Genomic DNA, 13,534 nt, shown 5'->3' on the forward strand with positions numbered 1-13,534 from the left:
AAAAAAACTGTATTTCTCACTAAAAATAGACTAATTTATTTTATTCTATAGTAATATTAGCATAACTAAGCGAAAAGATATAGCCCAGCGCTATTTAAAGTAAACTGCTTATCTTTTCCCGGCTTTGGCCGCGCCTTTTTCGTCTGAACCGAAATGATGCGCGATTTCATGTTTAACCGTAGAAATAATTTTTTGTTTAAGCTCATTCTCGTTTGCGCACTGGCTTAAAATGGCTTTTCTAAAAATTGTTATTTTATCGGGCAAGACCGGCCCGAAATTCAATCTTTTAGCCTGGGCATAGCCTTCAAACAGGCCGAATAATAAATCGCCGCGCTTTAATTTAATTTTATTAAGCTGCTCGTCGGTCGGTTCGTCTTCAGCGAAGATGGCGACATTATGAAGTTTACTTTTGAATTTCTCCGGCAGGCTTTCCAGAGTTTGTTCGACAATTTTTTCAAATTCTTGTTTATTTATATTCAACATATTAGACAGACGTCGGACGTCTTATATTTTTTAAGCATATTTTCTTATTACTCCCCTGACCACTCCCTGAATCAGCGGGTCGGCCGCGTAAATCGGTTTCATTGATGAGTTGGCCGGTTGCAGGCGGATGCGCTTTGACTCGCGGTAAAACTTTTTTAATGTGGCGTAAGCGTTATTTAATAAGGCTACGACCACATCGCCATTTTGCGGCGACGGATTGCGCTCCACGATTACGTAATCACCATCTAAAATTCCGTCTTCAATCATTGATTCGCCTTTGACTTTTAAAACATAGCTGTTGGCGCTATCGGTTACGAAATCAGCCGGCACGGCGATTGTATCGTTGTCTTCAACCGCCTCAATCGGCTCGCCGGCGGTAATTAAACCGACCAACGGCAATTCCAAGCTCGCCGCCCAATTAACGTTAGCCGGAATAATCTCAATAGACCGCGCTTCGTTAAACGAAGTTTTAAGCATGCCTTTTTGCTTTAGCGCCTGCACATGCGCGTGAGTCGTGGCCGGACTAGATAAATTAAAATGCTCGCCGATTTCCCTTAAGCTCGGCGCGTAGCCTTTATCGCCGGTAAATTCGGTTATAAAATCCAAAATCTGCCTTTGCCTTTTTGTTAAATTATTGCCCATATATTTATGTTTAAAATTAGTTATCCACAATCTATGTCTAGCCTAATTTCATTATACACGAACAAAATACGAAAGTCAAGAATAAATTAAAAGCCTAAAAAATAGGCTAATTTTTGTCATTGCGAGGAGGAGCGTAGCGACGACGCGGCAATCTCACGAACAATTTTACAGAATATATCTTCATTGCAGAAACAATCTATAATTTTAATAAATAGTACGTGAGATTGCCTGCCTACCGGTAGGCAGGCTTCGCTCACTGCGTTGCGCTCGCAATGACAACGATGGACTACTTTCCCAAATAATATTTTCTCTTTTTCTCGCTTAATTTTTCAATCGCGTATCTTAGCATAGTGCGGGGCATGGCCTTATAATGCTTGTCCAAAAAACCAATCAATACCGCCTGGTCCCGCTTGCCCGCTTCTCTAAGCATCCAGCCAGCGGCTTTATGGATTAAATCATGCTGGTCATTTAATAATCTTTCGGCGATTTTCAAGGTGTCACCGAATTCCTTGTTTCTGATAGAAGCGAAAGTGGAAATCATGGCGATTCGCCTCTCCCATAAATTTTTTGAACCGGCCAGCTGATATAAAATTCGCCTCGGCTTGTCCAGTAAATAATCGCCTAAAATATAATGGCAGGACAAATCCACTAAATCCCAGTTATTGACATTTTCGGTATTTCTTAAATAAAAATCTACAAATTTTTTCTTAGCGCCGGATTCGGCTTTTTTATATTGGCCGATTAAAATTAGTAAAGCGCTTAAGCGATGCTCATGAATTTTACTGTTTAAAAGTTTCTGCAAATCATTAAAATTCAGGCTTGGATATTTTTTAGCCGCAATTCTTTGCGCCGGCACTTTTATGCCTAAAAAAATATCCCCGGCCCCGTACTCGCCCGGGCCGGTTTTAAAAAACTTTTGCAAATTTTCCGCCTGCTTTTTATTTGCCAGTTTATTTAATTCATTTTTCAGTTGTTTTAAATTTTCCATAATTAAATTATAGCATAAAATGAAAAAGGCCAAATTTCTTTGGCCTTATCTGACTTGGAGATAATATTTTTACTCCTTGCTTTTTTTCGCTTTCTTTTGGCATCTGGGGCATAAAGGCCCTGCCTTTGTTTTTATCCAACCTGATTTCTGAAAGTCGTCTGGCTTCATCAATTCTTTCTTGGCTCTACACCCAGTTCCCTAGCTAGGACCGGGACCTGAACAATAGAATATCATTTTAACCTCCTTCTTTTAAGATCAGCCGAAACTTTTTTTCTTAATTTCTTAGCGTAGCCCGCTGTAGTAACTAAAATCTCGGCCAAAGTCGCGTCTGAAGCCAAAACTGGCTTGTTTTTTGTATCCACCGGCGGAGTCGGTAAATCACGGCAATCTTGCCAGGGAGGAAACACTTTATTCCTCCACCCTTCTGCTTTCGCTACATCAACTGATATCGTCATTTCTCATTCCTCCTTATACCTTTTTTATTAACTCCTTTTGTTAAACGCCAAAGTGGCGATGGAAACCACAATGACCGAAAAAACCAGCAAGGCTAAAATATTTATCTGAACCGGATATAAAAATAATTTTTGCGCTAATTCCGCCGGAATGCCGTTTAAAATAATCTGCCGCATAGCGTCAACGCCGTAAGTCAAAGGGTTAAGCCGGGAAAGCGCCGTCATCCAAATAGGCACGTTAGTCAAAGGGAAAAACGCGCCGGAGAGAAAAAACATGGGGAAAATTAAAACCTGCATGATAATGCCGAAGCTTTCCGTGGTTTTCATGAGCGTGGCGATTAAAAGCCCCATGCCGGAAATGGCGAAAGCCAAAAGTATCATGAACAAAAATAGCTTAATAATTATTAAAATATTCAAATGAATGCCCATAAACGGCGCCAAAACCAATAAAAGCAGCGCCTGGGTTGAAGCCACGGTAACGGCGCCAAAAATTTTCCCCATAACGATTGAAGTTCGGGAAATCGGCGCCACTAAAATTTCTTTTAAAAAACCGAATTCGCGGTCCCAGACCGTGGAGACGGTGGAAAAAAAAGCAATGCCCATAACGTTCATGGCGATAATGCCCGGGTACATAAATTTCATGAAATCAATGCCAAAACTGCCTTTAGTCAACGTACCGCCCAAGCCGGCGCCGAAAATCACTAAAAACATCAAAGGCTGGAGCAAGGTGGAAAATATCCTGGCCTTATCGCGGGTATACCTTATGGCTTCCCTTCTCCAAATTGTATAGATAGCTCTTAGTTCATTCATATTAATAAAATATCGTGTAAAGATGTTTGTTTTGAGCGCATACGAAATTGTAAAGATTTTTCTAAAAAATCGCCCAAATTTCGTCTAAGCGAAAAACAAACATCTTTACACGGCAATTCTAAATTACCGCCTCATGGCAATCCTCCGCCGCATCAATTCTTTATCCGAGGCTTCTTCCTTGCGGATTTTTTTGCCGGTTAAATTTAAAAATACGTCATCAAGCGTGGGTTTTCGTAATTCCACTGATTGAATTTTTTCTTCAAGTTCATTAAATAATTTGGGTAAAAAGTTATCTCCGTCTGTTACTTCAATTTTTAATTTATTATCAAAATTTTTAACGTTTAATTTAAATTTTTCTTCAATCTCTTGCTTTAATTTATCCAGATTAAGCGCGGCCAGGGTGATAATATCCCCGCCCACCATTTTTTTAAGATTAGCCGGCGTGTCTAAAGCCACGATTTTACCCTGGTCAATAATGGCGATGCGGTCGCAGTATTCGGCCTCGTTTAAATAATGCGTGGTCATGAAAATAGTCATGTCTTTTTCTTTTTTAAGCTTTAGAACATACTCCCAGATATTAAATCTGGTCTGCGGATCCAAGCCGATAGTCGGCTCGTCTAAAAACATAACAGCCGGATAATGAATTAAGCCGCGAGCGATTTCCAGGCGCCTTTTCATGCCGCCGGAAAAAGTTTTTACGATATGATCGCGCCTGTCCCATAAATCAACTAATTTTAAAACTTCGGGCAGGCGCTCGCTAAAAATCTTTTTATCTACGCCGTATAAATCGGCATGGAAATATAAATTTTCCTCGGCGGTTAGCTTATCGTCCAGCGAAGAATCCTGGAAAACCAAACCGATTGATTTTCTGACCTGGTTTCTCTGCTTATTTACATCAAAACCGTTAATTAAAGCCTGTCCCGAATCGGATTTAAGCAAAGCCGCCAACATGCTTATGGTAGTTGACTTGCCGGCGCCGTTAGGCCCTAAAAAGCCGAAAATCTCGCCTTTTTCAACGGAAAAAGAAATATTATCAACCGCGGTTAATTCGCCGAATTTTTTTGTTAAATTTTTTACTTCTATTATATTCATTTAAAAATTTAATTAAACAACTTATTGCATTATAGCATACTTTGCCGTCGCGCCAATAGTTAAATCAAAATAAAAAAGATCCTTTCGCCGTTTAAGACAATCGGATCTTTGAATTTATTCGGTTAAAAAACTTTTTACGCACCTCCTATTTCATGGTCAGTTTCGTTATTTTTTCCCAAAATTTTTATAACTTCTTCAAAAATATTTTTAGCATCTCCCCTGGCCCAAAACTTATCAGCCGAAATTCCTTTTTTAAGAGCATCGCGTGCGCAATTAATATTGGCTAGAAGGGTAGCCGCTTTTTCTTCCGCGTTTTTGCGGCCGTCGACAGCTTCCGCTTTTTCACACAATAAAATTTCAACCAGGTCGGTTAATTTCAAAATGTCTCTATTTACCGCCGACAACTGCGACTCAAGATCTTTTATTTTTTCGCCGGCCTTTTGCAATCCTTCACAGGTTTCTACCAACTTTTCTTCGGTCTGCGCCAGCTTTTCATTGCCTTCCGAAATTTTTCCATGCAGATAATCAACTTGCGTAATTCCGGCTTTTATTTTACCCTCCGCGATCGTGGCGGCCGTTTTGGCGTTGGCGACAATTGAACTGATTTTTTCCATCTGCTTATCTCCTTTTAATGAATGCTAACGTTATTGTACAGTTATGATATTTTCAATTTGGCTACTTCTTCCAGTATCCCCCTAACTGCTGGCATGAGTAAAAATTTCTCCTCATATCCCGGGATTAACTTCTCTGTCGGGGTTACCGGCGCTTTTTCAATAACTTTAGCAAGCATCTCACGGCATAGTTCTATTGAAGCCCCGCCTTCCAGTCCAGGATAACAATCGTCTATGGCTTTTAGCGCGGCGTTCAGAGTAAACCCCTCTTCGCCAAAAATCTTTTTAAGCATGCCCGCGACATTTAATAAAAGTGTCAACTTCTCTAGCTCATCCATGGCTTCCCCTCCCTAATTAAATTGTTTAAATTTTAATTTTATTCAATTATTAAAGAATATGGTAAATTACCATAAAATAAATTTAAAAGCAAGGGCTTTATTCAGGCGGACCAAAATAGAAAAAGGCGAATCTTGATGGTTTTTTATGGTTACCTTTTGCATGTTATTTATTCTTATCTTCTTTAACTCCCATAACCAAAGCTGCCGCCAAGACGATTATAAAAATTATGCTTCCAAGTATTATCATAAAATTTTATTTACCATTTAACGCTCTTATCCCTTTTGGCTTTTAAAGCTTTTATCCTGCTTTTAGATAAGGAAGTCCAGCTAAGAATGCCGATGGCGGCCGAAACCGCTTCTTTTTCTTCAGCGTTAAGCCAACGCTTTTTTAACAGATTTATTAAAATGGCCAGTGCTTTTTTATCTTCCATAAATTTAAAATAAACTTCTCGGGGAAAATCAGCGGCACCTTTCCAAATCGGCTAAACTTAATGGACAAAGTTCGAACCTCCTTAGGCAAGAAAATTACAAATTTTTAATCCATTTATCCATAATCTGATAAATCTCTTCAAGGTATTTTTTATCTTTAAAAGCATGGCATGCGTCTTTAATTATATTTAGCTCTCTTCTGCCCGGTAACTTTTCGTATAATAATTTTTGCTGATTCAAGGGCGTGGTCTCGTCCTTGTCGCCGACGATTAAAAGCACGGGCATAGTTAACTTATAAGCTTCGGATAATAAATCGTATTTTCTTCTGTCTAAAACATGTTGCCATTTTAATCTTTTAGTTATTCCTGGCATACTTAAGCTCGCCCACTCTCTAACGCCTTTTTTCTCCCAGTCTTTGGCTATCATTTTAAATTCAGTTGTCTCTTCTGATAATTTTCCCGACACCACAGTGGAAATAGGCGCCAGGGCTTTCACTCTTCCCGGATATTTCTCGGCGAAATAAGCTACGCACATCGAGCCCAGACTATGACCGCACAAAATAAACGGCTCCTGATAAAAATTTTCCTTGCTTGCCCAGCTAATCACATCTTCCAAGTCTTCATAATAATTTGTGAACGTCGCATCTTCTATCTTCCCGTCGCTTTCGCCAGAAGAATTGGTTGTATCAAACCTGATTGCCGTATAACCATTTTCCTTAAAAACTTGGGCAAAAGTTTTAATTTGTCTTAAATCTTTATTGCTGGCGTTTCCGTGCATAACGAACGCCAAGCCTTTTCGCTTTTCGGCTTTTTCCAATAAAACAACAACATTCTGATTTTTACGATTTTTTATGGTAATTTTCTGCATATTTTATTTAATCTTATACATCCCCGCATGCCCTGGAATTATCCAGTCGGACGACTCTAGAACTACTTTTCTGCTTTGCTTTAACTTTTCTTTATCCGTGGCATATTCGTCGTCTACCGGAAAATCTCTTTTCCAAAAAACATCGCCACAAACAGCAACGACGCCATCGCTAGTCTTAACTAAAAGAGTTAAACCGTCGTAGCTGTGGCCTGGCGTTTTTATTATTTTAATATCTTCACTAAATTGTTCTTGCCAGTCCTCTACCATATTTTTATCCCATAGTCCGTAAAATTCAAGAGTTTTAGCTTCTGGGAACATGCCAATATTTCTGTAATGATCAATATGAGAATGAGTTATAAATACAATATTTATATCATCAACGGATAACCCTTCTTCTTTTAATTTGTCAGCCAGCATCTTTTGATTTTCCAAAACGCCGGGATCAACAATAATTTTATTATTTCCGTCTCGGATTAATGTAATTGTCGGAGTGGTTTTTTCTCCGCCGAAATCCGCCGTGGTATAGCCTTCAATTAAAATTTTAACTTCTGCCATAAAATTTTATGGTTATTTTGCTCTATTATCTCTTATTATAATTTTCAAACAATTTTTTCAACATTTTATATTCGGCTTCGGCTAATTTTTTAGCTTTGGGTAAAATTTGTATATCGCGCCAATCTCTTTTTAGCTTGGCTAAATCATCTTCTACCATTTTCTCTAAAGAATGTCTCGGGTGAAATTTAAAATAGGTGAAATAAAAAATACTGCCATAATGCGATAAAGTGTCGGCGACCGCCACGATTTTTTCTTCTAATGTCCGAACTGGATATTGCTTATTATTTCTATGTCTTAAAATACAATTTTTTATATTTTCTGTTTCTTTTTTCTCTAAATTATATTTAAGCAAAAATTTTTCCGCGATTTTCGCTCCGTTGACATGATGCAATTTTTTAACTTTTAATATTTCTATATCGTTTTTGGCATAATAATGAGCTATATCATGCAACCAGCAGGAAATTAAAACTATTTCATAATTCGCTCCTTTATACATTTTTAGCAATTTTTCCGCGTATTTAATAACTTCTTTTTGATGCATTTCATAAAACCACATCCAGCCGTTTCTACCGGCAATTCTTTGAATTTCCGCCTTCGAATCTTTGATTATTTTTTTGAAGGTTGAATTTGTCATAAAATACCAGCTGCGGGACTTGGATTCGAACCAAGATACTCGCCTCCAGAGGGCGATGTCTTACCATTGGACGATCCCGCAATTATATAAACAAAGCCGAAATAAAACCAATTATGCCTAAAATCAAGCCGATTAAAGCGCCCTTGGTCGGCAACTGCTGGAATATTAAATAATTTAAAACCGGTTCAATCACTAAAATTGAAGTGACGGAAACGGCGCTGACAATCCAAATGTTTTTAAAGCCTCTATAGCCCATTATATAGCCGGACAATAAAATAGCGCCGCCGATAAAAATCGCGGCAATGCTTTTTAAAAAAGCCTGCTGAAACGTAAAATTTCCCGAATAGATTTTAGCGCCGCTGATTTCAGCGTAAATCATTACGGCTTCGCCGATGATAATTAATGCCAAAGCTAATAATTTTATAGTCAGTGAACTCATAGCAACGAAACTTAACTTACAATCTTCCCGCCGAAAGTTTTTAATAAATTATCAATCATATTCCCCTGCTCGCCCTGCGCCGGTTCAGCTTCTTTTTTTATAACCAATGGCTCGTCGGAGACTAATTTATTGGCCGCCACTTCCAGATTTTCGTCAATAACCGCTTCAATCGTCACCGGCGCGCCGTAAACCTGATGCAAAACTTTTTCTATAATATTTTTGATGGCGATTTCGCTGACGCGGTCTTTATGAAATTTATATTTAAAAGCTAGACAAAGCTGGTTGCCGCTTAAGTTGCGCGGCTGGCAGACGCGCAAGATAAATGATAAAGAATGGTTATACTGCTTGACTTTGGCTAAAACTTCGTTCCATTTTTCCTGGATTTGGCTGTCGCTGAATTGTACCGGCTCGCCGGCGCTAACTGCTTTGTCCGCTTCCGTTTTAACCGCTACGGTTTGGCTTTTCGGCTGATTAAACCTTGAGCCGGCCGAAAAACTCGGGCTAGCGCCGAGCGGGCTCCTAACCGCCGCGGCCGCGGTGCAAATTTCAGCGATCGCCATTTCTAAAGATAACTGCTGGATAAAATCAGCTTTTATCTCGCCGGAAACTTTAATGAATTTTTCCAAAAGCTTTAAAGCCTGCTCAACGGTTAAATCCTGGGCTAATTTGTTTATTTTCAGCTCAAGCGTTTCGCCAAGCTCCAGCGATAATTTATTTATTAAGCTCGGGCTTATTTTCATGAGCATAAGCTTGCGCAAAACTTCAATCGTATCTTTAACGAATATTTTAAGGTCAACGCCGTCGTCCATTAATTTATTTACGAGCCTGATGCCGCCGGCCGCGTCTTTCTTTATTAAAAAATCCAGTAAATTTATAACTTCATTTAAATCCGAGCGCGGGATTATTAAATCAGCTTCGGCCTGCGTTACCTCGGCGCCGCCGATGGAAATAATCTGCCCTAATAGGCTTTCCGCGTCGCGCATATAGCCGTCGGAGTGGCGGGCGATAGCTTCTAAAATATCTTTGCTAATTTTTATTTTTTCCGCCTGGATTATATAGGTTAATTTTTTAACCGCGTCGTTAACGCCGATTCTTTTAAAATCAAAGCGCTGGCAGCGCGAAATAATCGTGGCCGGAACTTTATGCGCTTCGGTCGTGCATAAAATAAATACTACGTTGGCCGGCGGCTCTTCAATGACTTTGAGTAGCGCGTTAAAAGCCTGGGCGGACAGCATATGCACTTCGTCTATGATAAAAACTTTATATTTTGACCTTGACGGCGCGACTCTGGCGCTCGCGATTATGTTATCGCGGACATTATCCACGCCCGTGTTTGAAGCCGCGTCAATTTCAATGATATCTAAAGCTCGGCCGGCGGTAATTTCTAAGCAGCTTAAGCAGGTATTGCAAGGATCGGCCGAATCTTTCTTACGCTTTTCGCAGTTAATTGATTTGGTAAAAACTCTGGCTAAAGTGGTTTTACCGACGGCGCGCGGTCCGCAAAAAAGATAAGCATGGGCGATTTTGCCGGTCTTTATTTCCTGCTCTAAAGTTATTTTTATGTGATTTTGCCCGACCGCTTCGCTAAAATTCTGCGGCCGGTATTTTCGGTATAAGGTAGACATGCTTTTATATTAACTCATTTGGCTTAAAAGGCAAGTTCGTGAATTTTGCCAAATAAAAATTTCCAATTTCTAATTTCCAATTTCTAAACAATGCTTCAATTTCTTAATTTTAAAATTAAAAAATTAAAAATTCATTGAAAATTGAAAATTGAAAATTGAAAATTTTAAAGACTAAAAAATAAATTAAATGTTTTGTTTCGCCCGTTATCCGTCCATCATTATTCTTTCTGCCTAACCACATTCTCCACCGCCGCCCATTTTGACTCGCCGTTTTTCGGCACAAGTATAACGACTTCGTCCCCGCTTTCGCCTTTATAATAGGTTACGCTGGCGGTTAAGAGCCGCCACTTTTTTCCGTCGGCCAAAGCGAAATATTCGCCGGCCGTGGAGCGTTCCAGCGTACCGACCACGCGGGCCCGTTCAATCGGCCCGATTTGCTTATAGACGAAAGTGCCGGTCGCGGTTATGGTAAGTTTTAAAATATCGCCTTCAACCAATTTTGACTTGGAAGCGTAATTGGCCGGCACGCTGTATTGCTTGCCGTCCGGGCCGATCATATTTTCCCCGTCAAACACGCCTTCAATCACGCGGGCTTCGCCTAAACTTTCTTCGCCCGAGTCAAAATTATCATCGCTTAGCTGGGCGATGCTGATAGCGGATTCGTCTTCCGGGGATAAGCTGCCGGACAGAAGCTGGATTAAACGTTCGTTATTTTCCTTAATATTTATGAGCAGCTTTTTCGCTAAAACCATTTTTGATTTAGCGATAGTGATGTTTTCTTCTTTAGCCGGCCGTTTAGGCGGATCCGTGCTTAAATATTCTTTAATTTCCGGATTTTCGGCTTCATTTTCTAAGTCCAAATCATCGTCTATGTTTTTATTTTGGTTTGGCATAAATTTTTGTTTTTAAGTTTTAATTATACTAATCTTAACTAAAAACATCAATTTTGTAAAGCTATCATAATTTTTTCGCCCGATTCATAATTTCCGCTTCTATTATATTCCGGTCCTGCCCGTATTTAAGCCGGGAGAGGGATTTAATTTTAGCCGTTAAATCTTCCCGCTTGATTCCGGGCAAAGGCCAAATCGTGGACATGGAGAATGGCCGTGTCGCCGTATTATCTACCAATAATTTAACATAAGCCGTGTATTTTTCAATATTGATTAAATCATACTGGTTAAAGACTGGCGCGAATTCTTTAGCCATGGTTTCCGCGTCTTCCGAGCCGATTTTAAATAGGAGCCAAGTGCCGACGTTGCCGAAAACCGCGTTCTTAATGGAAGTGTCTTGATTTTTTACCAGCTGGCCTAAATATTGGTGCGCGATTATTAAATTCAAGTTATATTTTCTGGCTTCGCTTAAGATGGAATTAACCGAATCGGTGGTAAAATTTTGGAATTCGTCAATGTATAAATAAAAATCCACTCTTTTTTCTTGCGGCTGGTCGGTGCGCGATAAAGCCGACATTAAAATTTTTCCGACCAGTATCATGCCTAAAAGATGGGCGTTCATCTCGCCGATTAGGCCTTTGGATAAATCCACTAGCAGGATTTTTTTTGTATCCATAACGTCGCGCAGATTAAACGAACTATTCTGCTGGGCGATTATCGGGCGCATGGTATCGTTGGAAATAAACGAAGTCAATTTTGAGGTAATATATGGCACGACATTAGCTAAAGCCGCTTCCCCGCCGGCTTTTTCCGCTTCTTTGCGCCAAAAATCAACCACGGTCGGGTCTTGGCATTTTTCCAATTTCATTTTCCTGAATTCCGGATCGGCTAAAACTTTCGGAATTTCCATTAAAGTTGAACCGCTCCCTGGATCGCTCATAACCAGGAGCATGGCGTTTCGCATGTACTGCTCAAAAATCGGCCCGCCGGTAGCTTTCAGGTCGTATAATTTATCAAAAATCTTGATCATTTCATTAATGACAAAAGTTTTTTGCTCCGGATAGCGCGGGTCAAATTCCAATAAATTTAAAGCTAGCGGCCGCTCGGTATCGGCCGGCGCGAATAAAATCACGTCATCAGCGCGCTCGGGCGGAATGCGGCTTATTATGTCATTAACTAAATCGCCGTGCGGATCAATCACGCAGACACCTTCGCCGTTAATGATATCTTGAATCGCCATGGAGGCGAGCAGAACCGATTTGCCCACGCCGGATTTACCGATGACATAAGTATGCCGGCGCCGGTCTTCGCGCTTCATTTTTATTTCCGTGGTTACGGAGCGATAAATATTTTTGCCTAAAATTATCCCCTCGCCCGGGATATTAGACGGCGCGGACGAATATTTGGCCATGAGCCAGCGGATATTCGGCGTTTCCGCACTGGCTAGAGGCGGATGATAAAGCGAGGCCAGCTCTTCGGTATTTAAAATAAAGCCTGCGCTTGGCTTAAAACGCCGGTAAATAAAATCTTTAACTAAAAATTTTTGGATGTAATTATTGTAAAAAGGGATTTTATTGGTAAAAACATTGCCGTACTGGTAATAATTATACTGACTGAAAACGCCGATCATATTATTTAAAAAAACTTTGGCGCGGATTGAATCTCGGGCGCTGGCCACCAGCCTGATATTGACATCCAGCCCGGCCTTGGAATTTTTTTCTTCAATCAGCTTTAAAACTTCCTGCTCCATGGCGGTTAAGCGGTTTTCCTTTTCCGGCTTATTGGCTTGCGCGTTCGGCTTGGCGGCGTTGATTAAATCGCCGAAAAATGACAAAGCTTTAGAGAATAAGCCGGACGATAAAGCCTCGGATAATTTTTTACCCTGGTTGACCGCCGAAACCACCCGGTTGACTTTATTATGCCAGCCCGGGCGGGAGCTCCTGACGACGTATTGGATGGCCAGGCTTTCTTCTTCGCCCAGCTTTGACATGGCGTTAACCAAAGAATTTAAAGGGTCGGCCTCCATTTTATTGTAAGTTTTCAAAGGAAAAATAAAGCCGCGCTTAGGCTTGATAAAGCCGGCGATGGTTCGTCCGCGAGGGCTGAAAATATTATAATCTTCCGCCTCTTCTAGGACCGCTTCCGGATAATAAGCCTGGATTTGCTGTTCAAGATAGCGGCCCATAGCGCGGGGCGCGACAACGTAAAAAGAAATAAATTTATGGTCGGCTACGATTTCAAAGGAAAAATGGTCGTTCCGGCCGAGTAGCCAGGAAAAATTTTTATGCCATTCTTGAGCTTTAAGGCCGCCGATGGCTTTAAAAATAGTTTCGCCCCTGGAAATTTCTTCGCGCAAATGCTGAAGATAATTCTGGGTATTTTGCTGCTCTTTTTCGTTGGGCTTTTCCTTGGGCACGCGTAAAAGATAAATTACGTGGTCATGGTATTTTGAATTTAAAGCCAGCCATAAAATAATTTTTCTGGCGATAAAAAACAAAATAACAAATAAAGCGGCCACTAATAAATAAACCAGCCAGCCGTCGATATTAACGCTTAAGCTCACGTCATTGATAATTTTAGTGTTTTGTCCGGATAGCCCGTAGTCCATAAATATCCGTCATTGCGGGCTTGACCCGCAATCCAGAAACTCATTTGTAACGCCAAAACCTGGATTCCGGC

At 40.4% G+C, this 13,534-nt stretch carries 16 protein-coding genes and 1 tRNA gene; all 17 read right to left on the reverse strand.

Annotated features, from left to right (window positions below; genetic code table 11):
- Nucleotides 1–108: 108 nt before the first annotated feature.
- A complete protein-coding gene (locus tag WC639_03495) occupies nt 109–483 on the reverse strand; it encodes a metallopeptidase family protein (protein ID MFA6306843.1) in 375 nt (124 codons plus the stop codon).
- A 30-nt stretch (nt 484–513) separates the two neighbouring features.
- A complete protein-coding gene (gene lexA, locus WC639_03500) occupies nt 514–1,125 on the reverse strand; it encodes a transcriptional repressor LexA (GenBank protein ID MFA6306844.1) in 612 nt (203 codons plus the stop codon).
- Nucleotides 1,126–1,411: 286 nt separating this feature from the next.
- Nucleotides 1,412–2,113 carry a DNA alkylation repair protein gene (locus WC639_03505; protein ID MFA6306845.1) on the reverse strand — a complete coding sequence of 234 codons (702 nt, stop codon included), beginning with the start codon at nt 2,111–2,113 and terminating at the stop codon, nt 1,412–1,414.
- A 230-nt stretch (nt 2,114–2,343) separates the two neighbouring features.
- Nucleotides 2,344–2,568: a hypothetical protein gene (locus tag WC639_03510; GenBank protein ID MFA6306846.1), complete on the reverse strand. Its 225-nt coding sequence runs from the start codon at nt 2,566–2,568 to the stop codon at nt 2,344–2,346.
- Between the two features lie 27 nt (nt 2,569–2,595).
- Nucleotides 2,596–3,375: an ABC transporter permease gene (locus tag WC639_03515; protein ID MFA6306847.1), complete on the reverse strand. Its 780-nt coding sequence runs from the start codon at nt 3,373–3,375 to the stop codon at nt 2,596–2,598.
- A gap of 123 nt (nt 3,376–3,498) precedes the next feature.
- Nucleotides 3,499–4,467, reverse strand: coding sequence for an ATP-binding cassette domain-containing protein (locus WC639_03520; protein MFA6306848.1), 969 nt, complete (start codon nt 4,465–4,467; stop codon nt 3,499–3,501).
- 134 nt (nt 4,468–4,601) lie between these two features.
- Complete coding sequence (locus tag WC639_03525) at nt 4,602–5,081, reverse strand: hypothetical protein (protein MFA6306849.1); 480 nt, start codon at nt 5,079–5,081, stop codon at nt 4,602–4,604.
- A 41-nt stretch (nt 5,082–5,122) separates the two neighbouring features.
- A complete protein-coding gene (locus WC639_03530; protein ID MFA6306850.1) occupies nt 5,123–5,416 on the reverse strand; it encodes a hypothetical protein in 294 nt (97 codons plus the stop codon).
- Nucleotides 5,417–5,673: 257 nt separating this feature from the next.
- On the reverse strand, nt 5,674–5,847 hold the full coding sequence (locus WC639_03535; protein MFA6306851.1) for a hypothetical protein: 174 nt from the start codon (nt 5,845–5,847) through the stop codon (nt 5,674–5,676).
- Nucleotides 5,848–5,941: 94 nt separating this feature from the next.
- Nucleotides 5,942–6,712, reverse strand: a complete 771-nt coding sequence (locus WC639_03540) for an alpha/beta hydrolase (GenBank protein MFA6306852.1) — start codon at nt 6,710–6,712, stop codon at nt 5,942–5,944.
- A gap of 3 nt (nt 6,713–6,715) precedes the next feature.
- The gene (locus WC639_03545) at nt 6,716–7,267 is read right to left on the reverse strand and encodes an MBL fold metallo-hydrolase (protein MFA6306853.1); all 552 of its coding nucleotides are present in this window, start codon (nt 7,265–7,267) and stop codon (nt 6,716–6,718) included.
- 25 nt (nt 7,268–7,292) lie between these two features.
- Complete coding sequence (locus WC639_03550) at nt 7,293–7,901, reverse strand: HD domain-containing protein (protein ID MFA6306854.1); 609 nt, start codon at nt 7,899–7,901, stop codon at nt 7,293–7,295.
- Nucleotides 7,902–7,911: 10 nt separating this feature from the next.
- A tRNA-Gln gene (locus WC639_03555) sits at nt 7,912–7,982 on the reverse strand.
- 1 nt (nt 7,983) lies between these two features.
- Nucleotides 7,984–8,340, reverse strand: coding sequence for a hypothetical protein (locus WC639_03560; GenBank protein ID MFA6306855.1), 357 nt, complete (start codon nt 8,338–8,340; stop codon nt 7,984–7,986).
- An 11-nt stretch (nt 8,341–8,351) separates the two neighbouring features.
- Complete coding sequence (gene dnaX / locus WC639_03565; protein MFA6306856.1) at nt 8,352–9,965, reverse strand: DNA polymerase III subunit gamma/tau; 1,614 nt, start codon at nt 9,963–9,965, stop codon at nt 8,352–8,354.
- A 218-nt stretch (nt 9,966–10,183) separates the two neighbouring features.
- On the reverse strand, nt 10,184–10,858 hold the full coding sequence (locus WC639_03570) for a hypothetical protein (protein MFA6306857.1): 675 nt from the start codon (nt 10,856–10,858) through the stop codon (nt 10,184–10,186).
- A 64-nt stretch (nt 10,859–10,922) separates the two neighbouring features.
- Nucleotides 10,923–13,463 carry a type IV secretory system conjugative DNA transfer family protein gene (locus tag WC639_03575; GenBank protein ID MFA6306858.1) on the reverse strand — a complete coding sequence of 847 codons (2,541 nt, stop codon included), beginning with the start codon at nt 13,461–13,463 and terminating at the stop codon, nt 10,923–10,925.
- Between the last annotated feature and the right edge of the window lie 71 nt (nt 13,464–13,534).

The organism is Patescibacteria group bacterium (assembly GCA_041662965.1).
GTDB lineage: Bacteria > Patescibacteriota > Patescibacteriia > Patescibacteriales > GWC2-42-12 > JACPHD01.

What these genes read in the sequence shown, in the direction of transcription:
- WC639_03515 (MFA6306847.1), bottom strand. Translation starts at nt 3,375, where the DNA reads ATGAATGAACTAAGAGCTATCTATACAATTTGGAGAAGGGAAGCCATA.
- WC639_03570 (MFA6306857.1), bottom strand. Translation starts at nt 10,858, where the DNA reads ATGCCAAACCAAAATAAAAACATAGACGATGATTTGGACTTAGAAAAT.
- lexA (MFA6306844.1), bottom strand. Translation starts at nt 1,125, where the DNA reads ATGGGCAATAATTTAACAAAAAGGCAAAGGCAGATTTTGGATTTTATA.
- WC639_03505 (MFA6306845.1), bottom strand. Translation starts at nt 2,113, where the DNA reads ATGGAAAATTTAAAACAACTGAAAAATGAATTAAATAAACTGGCAAAT.
- WC639_03510 (MFA6306846.1), bottom strand. Translation starts at nt 2,568, where the DNA reads ATGACGATATCAGTTGATGTAGCGAAAGCAGAAGGGTGGAGGAATAAA.
- WC639_03495 (MFA6306843.1), bottom strand. Translation starts at nt 483, where the DNA reads ATGTTGAATATAAATAAACAAGAATTTGAAAAAATTGTCGAACAAACT.
- WC639_03520 (MFA6306848.1), bottom strand. Translation starts at nt 4,467, where the DNA reads ATGAATATAATAGAAGTAAAAAATTTAACAAAAAAATTCGGCGAATTA.
- WC639_03545 (MFA6306853.1), bottom strand. Translation starts at nt 7,267, where the DNA reads ATGGCAGAAGTTAAAATTTTAATTGAAGGCTATACCACGGCGGATTTC.
- WC639_03550 (MFA6306854.1), bottom strand. Translation starts at nt 7,901, where the DNA reads ATGACAAATTCAACCTTCAAAAAAATAATCAAAGATTCGAAGGCGGAA.
- WC639_03535 (MFA6306851.1), bottom strand. Translation starts at nt 5,847, where the DNA reads ATGGAAGATAAAAAAGCACTGGCCATTTTAATAAATCTGTTAAAAAAG.
- WC639_03540 (MFA6306852.1), bottom strand. Translation starts at nt 6,712, where the DNA reads ATGCAGAAAATTACCATAAAAAATCGTAAAAATCAGAATGTTGTTGTT.
- WC639_03530 (MFA6306850.1), bottom strand. Translation starts at nt 5,416, where the DNA reads ATGGATGAGCTAGAGAAGTTGACACTTTTATTAAATGTCGCGGGCATG.
- WC639_03525 (MFA6306849.1), bottom strand. Translation starts at nt 5,081, where the DNA reads ATGGAAAAAATCAGTTCAATTGTCGCCAACGCCAAAACGGCCGCCACG.
- WC639_03575 (MFA6306858.1), bottom strand. Translation starts at nt 13,463, where the DNA reads ATGGACTACGGGCTATCCGGACAAAACACTAAAATTATCAATGACGTG.
- dnaX (MFA6306856.1), bottom strand. Translation starts at nt 9,965, where the DNA reads ATGTCTACCTTATACCGAAAATACCGGCCGCAGAATTTTAGCGAAGCG.
- WC639_03560 (MFA6306855.1), bottom strand. Translation starts at nt 8,340, where the DNA reads ATGAGTTCACTGACTATAAAATTATTAGCTTTGGCATTAATTATCATC.